Annotated in this window: 5 protein-coding genes; all 5 read left to right on the top strand. The window is 61.4% G+C overall.

Annotated features, from left to right (window positions below):
• The first annotated feature begins 516 nt into the window (after positions 1 to 516).
• Positions 517 to 2,220: a PAS domain-containing sensor histidine kinase gene (locus tag AWB68_RS42955; RefSeq protein WP_235028833.1), complete on the top strand. Its 1,704-nt coding sequence runs from the start codon at positions 517 to 519 to the stop codon at positions 2,218 to 2,220.
• Positions 2,217 to 2,867: a response regulator gene (locus tag AWB68_RS42950; protein ID WP_087650186.1), complete on the top strand. Its 651-nt coding sequence runs from the start codon at positions 2,217 to 2,219 to the stop codon at positions 2,865 to 2,867. Before AWB68_RS42955 ends, AWB68_RS42950 begins: the two co-directional genes overlap by 4 nt.
• A 148-nt stretch (positions 2,868 to 3,015) precedes the next feature.
• Positions 3,016 to 3,390, top strand: coding sequence for a response regulator (locus tag AWB68_RS42945; protein WP_235028832.1), 375 nt, complete (start codon positions 3,016 to 3,018; stop codon positions 3,388 to 3,390).
• Positions 3,391 to 3,402: 12 nt separating this feature from the next.
• The gene (gene fnr, locus AWB68_RS42940; RefSeq protein ID WP_087650184.1) at positions 3,403 to 4,185 is read left to right on the top strand and encodes a fumarate/nitrate reduction transcriptional regulator Fnr; all 783 of its coding nucleotides are present in this window, start codon (positions 3,403 to 3,405) and stop codon (positions 4,183 to 4,185) included.
• A gap of 147 nt (positions 4,186 to 4,332) precedes the next feature.
• On the top strand, positions 4,333 to 4,514 hold a 182-nt coding region (locus tag AWB68_RS50405), incomplete at its 3' end, for a nitroreductase family protein (protein WP_445344368.1).

Below are 4,514 nucleotides of genomic sequence, written 5' to 3'. Positions count from 1 at the left end.
TGACTGATATGACAGACGAGGTCATGACATCGAAAGCTTGCATCATCTTCTCCGCATCCAGGATGTTGTTGCCGACCGTCGGGCGACATCGGTTTGGCTTCACTTTATCTGGCGATGTCGTCCGCCCATTGACTTGCATCAACTATCCGCGGACGTGTGATGTGCGAGCATCTCAAGCAGCCGGCCCGTGCCCGAAGACTCAGGCGCCGCGTGGCACGAGCCGCTCTATAGATTACGGCTGGCGCGTCCGAGCCGTTCCCTTGAAGACGAACCCCGGCTCGAGACGGAACAGCTTTCGGACCCGGCCCGATAGGATAGGTAGGATGCGCTATCGACTGCGCCTGGCGCGGACTGCGCACTCTGTGGCGGGTCACGCCGCGATCGGCGAAAATGGGCTGTAATCTGCTTGCTGTCGCATTCCACCGGGTTCCGGGTCAGGCAATGCCACACTTACCGAAGGCGCACATGATCGGCGACGCTAAGTCTCGCGCACGCAACGCACCCAGCAGGGCGGCAGTGCGCCTCACGCTCGTGGTTTTCGGAATCGCCGCCGCTTTGTGTGTCGCATGCTGGCAGAATCTTCGTGAGCGCCAGTTGCACGTTGCCCAGATGAGCGTCGAAAGGCCTACGGCGCGATTGGCACGGGACGCGGGGCACGAACTGATGGGCGTCGGCCTTAACCGTGATCGCCGCCAGAAGACGCTCCAGGGTGCGGCAAGCACAGGAAATTCGTTGCTCCGATCCCCGGCCAGCGCGGCCAACTTCGTGATTGCCGCGCTCGGCGCCGAGCGCTTCCTTGAATGGGTTATCCGGCCCGAAGTCCCAGTCAATCTGCACGCTTCCACTCCAACGGGTTCGCGCGGCATGCGATTCTTTTCCTCAGAACCATCCAGCAGCGATCTGCCCTATCCCCAGCCGCGCGTCCGAAAGATCTGGACTGCCGCGACGGGTGAACAGCCGCTCGCGCTCACGGGCTCGGCGAAGTCGGGGATCCCCAACGACGACGACGGCGGCATTCGCGTCCTGCTATATTGGAGCGTCGCTGCCAACGCCCTACTTCTGGCCTGGCTGGTCTTCGTGATCACCCGCGGGCGAGCCGAGACCTTCCGGATCACGCGCACGTCCGACGCGCAATCGACACTCGATGCCGCGCGGCTGAGCGGGATCATTCGCTCGTCGATGGAGGCGATCGTCACGATCGATGAAACGCAACGGATTGTGATCTTCAATCCAATGGCTGAGCGGCTCTTCCGGTGCCCGGCGGCGGACGCCATCGGTGAACCTCTGTCGCGCTTCATTCCCGAGCGGTTTCGCGCAGATCACGACCGCCATGTCCGGCAGTTCGGCGTGACCGGGGGCTCCGACCGGCAAATGGGCAAACAGCGTGTGCTCTTCGGCCTTCGCGCAGACGGCGAGGAGTTTCCCATCGAAGCGTCGATTTCCCAGATCGACGATAGTGGCGGCAAGCTCTACACAGTCATGCTGCACGATGTGACCGAGCGAGTGAACGCCGATGCGGCGCTCAGGCAGTCGCGCGAGGAATTGCGCGAACTGTCTGCGAACCTGCAGAACGTGCGCGAAGAAGAAAAGACGCGCATCGCCCGCGAGCTCCATGACGATATTGGCCAGCAACTGACAGCGCTGAAGATGGATCTGTCGGCCATTGAAGCCTCACTCGATGCGCAGGCCGCTATCGGACCACAGACCATCGATCAGTTGCGCGGCATGCGCCGGCTCGTCGACACGACGGTTGCGTCGCTGCGGCGCATTGCCGCCGATCAGCGCCCGGTGATGCTCGACGATCTCGGATTGCTCCCCGCGATCGACTGGCTTGCCAACGACTTCACGAATCGCTATGGCGTCGAAGTGGAACGTCACATCGAGACGTCCAACATTGAATTCAGTGGCCGCGCCGCCACCGCCGTATTTCGGATCGTGCAGGAAGCCTTGACTAACGTCGCACTTCATGCGGAGGCGACACGGGTCATGCTGACGCTTCGCACCGACGTTGAGCATTGCATGCTGCGCATCGCCGACGACGGGCGTGGCATCACTTCCCCACTGATGCCGCTCGGGAAGTCGTTTGGCCTGCTCGGCATCCGTGAGCGCGCATACGTGCTCGGCGGCTCGGTTTCGTTCGACACACCGGGCAGAGGTGGCTTCGCCGTGTCGGTCTCGTTTCCCCTGGAAGCCGTGCAACAAGAGGAGTCGCACTCATGACGACGAAAGTGCTGATTGCGGACGACCATGCGCTCGTGCGGGACGGCTTGCGCCATATATTGACCAACGCGGTCGGATTCGAAGTCGCGGGCGAAGCGAGCGACGGAATAAGCACGATCGCACTCGCGCGTTCGACCGAGGCTCAGGTGCTCGTCCTGGATCTTTCGATGCCAGGGCGCAGCGGCGTCGAACTGATCAAGCAGATCAAGGAGGAAAAGCCCGCCTTGCGCATTCTCGTGCTCACCATGCACGCGGAGCAGCAATATGCAGCGCGAGCCTTCAAGGCCGGCGCGTCGGGCTACCTGACGAAGGAAAGCGCAAGCGCGGAACTGGTCGCCGCCGTGTCCAAGGTGGCGGCAGGCGGCGTCTACGTGAGCCTCGCGATGGCCGAACGATTTGCTCAAAGCCTCAATGAGCCCGTCGATGCACTGCCCCATCAGCGACTGTCGGACCGCGAATTCGAGGTGCTGCGCCGCATTTGCGCCGGCGAAACCGTCACCGAAATCGGCGAGGCGCTGTGCGTAAGCTCAAAAACCATCAGTACCTACAAGGCGCGCATTCTCGAAAAGATGCAGATGCCGCACGAGGCAGCGCTCGTGCGCTACGCCGTACGCCACAAATTATTCGACGATAACGACGAAGCCTGATCTCCTCCCGCTGTCAGGAATTCCCTACACGGCCTTCCGAAAGACCTACCTGAAGTTCAACCCTCGCCGATTTTATTTTGAGACAGCGCGTCCAATAATGGGTTGCATGAACCCGATCTGTTGCGCACACAAGCTCAAAATATTCCTGGTGGATGATTCCGGAATCGTGCGTCAGCGTCTCGCATCGATGCTCGTGCAGGTCGGGAGCGTCGAGGTGGTTGGCATGGCGGACGACCCTGACACGGCGCTCGAAAGCCTCGTAGCGACGCACGCCAATGTGCTCATGCTCGACCCGCATCTGACGGCCGGCAGCGGTCTGAACATGATCGGCGCTGTGAAATGCAAGCACCTTCCGGTCGTCATGATCGTGCTCACCAACCACTCGAACGCGGCGTTCAGAACCGCCTGTCTGTCGGCGGGCGCCGACTACTTCTTTGACAAGACAACGGAATATGAACAGGCGCGCGCCGTCATCGAAAGCCTCGCGCGGCACGCCTCACTATCCCGAACGCAATCCGACTGACAGGAGATGAGCATGTATGCCGTGAGCGAAAGCAGGACTGTCGCGACGCCCGCCCCACCCGCACCCGCGCCGCGCCGCACGTTTCAGATCGCCGAACCGGGTTCGAGACGCAATTGCGCAAGGTGCTCGACGTGTTCGATGCAGCGAATCTGCATGCCAGCGGGACTTTCGGCGACCGAGTACGAGCGTCTCGACTCGATCATTTGCTCGACTCGGATCATCCGGCGCGGCGAAGCGCTTTACCGCGCTGGCGATGCGTTCCAGAACGTCTATGCGGTACGCACCGGCTGCTTCAAGACCGTGGTCATGCACCGAGATGGTCTTGAACAGGTGACCGGTTTTCACCTTGCGGGCGACGCGCTCGGCCTCGACGGCGTATCGTCGGACAATCACGGTTGCGATGCCATTGCGCTCGAAGACAGCATCGTCTGCATCATTCCGTTCGACCTGCTCGAGTTGCTGTGCCGCGAGGTCAAGGCGATTCAGCATCACGTTCACCGTCTGATGAGCAGCGAGATCGTGCGCGAATCCGCCCTGATGATGTTGCTCGGGACGATGACCGCCGAGCAACGCGTCGCCGCGTTCCTGCTCAACCTCTCCACACGACTGAAAGCTCGCGGCTACTCCTCTGCCGAATTCGTGCTGCGCATGACGCGTGAGGAAATTGGCAGCTATCTCGGGTTGAAGCTCGAAACGGTCAGCCGAATGTTCTCGAAGCTGCAAAAAGCGGGCGTTGTCGATGCGCGGGGCAAGGATATCCGCATTCTCGATCAGGCCGGGCTGGAGAGAGTGTAGTCCCGTTCGAGAACACATGGGAAGGGCGGTGCGTGCGCAACGGCCGCCCTTTCGCCCCGACCGCCCCAACTTGATCTCTGTCAATCGGCGAAGGAAGTCCTCGGCCACGATGAGACGTCAAGTCGCTCATGCAGAGGTAGAAGCAAAATGCATCCGACCATCAGCAGTACCGCCTGGGAAATCGACCCAAGCCGACTACCGCCGCTCGCTGGCGTTGAGGCGAAATTGCGGTTTGCCCTACAGTATGCGGTGCTCGCACCGTCGAGTCACAATTCGCAGCCGTGGCACTTCATCGTCGACGGCGACAGCGTCATGCTTTGCGCCGACCG

The organism is Caballeronia choica, from assembly GCF_001544535.1.
GTDB lineage: Bacteria > Pseudomonadota > Gammaproteobacteria > Burkholderiales > Burkholderiaceae > Caballeronia > Caballeronia choica.
This window is presented reverse-complemented; position numbering and strand designations above follow the sequence as displayed.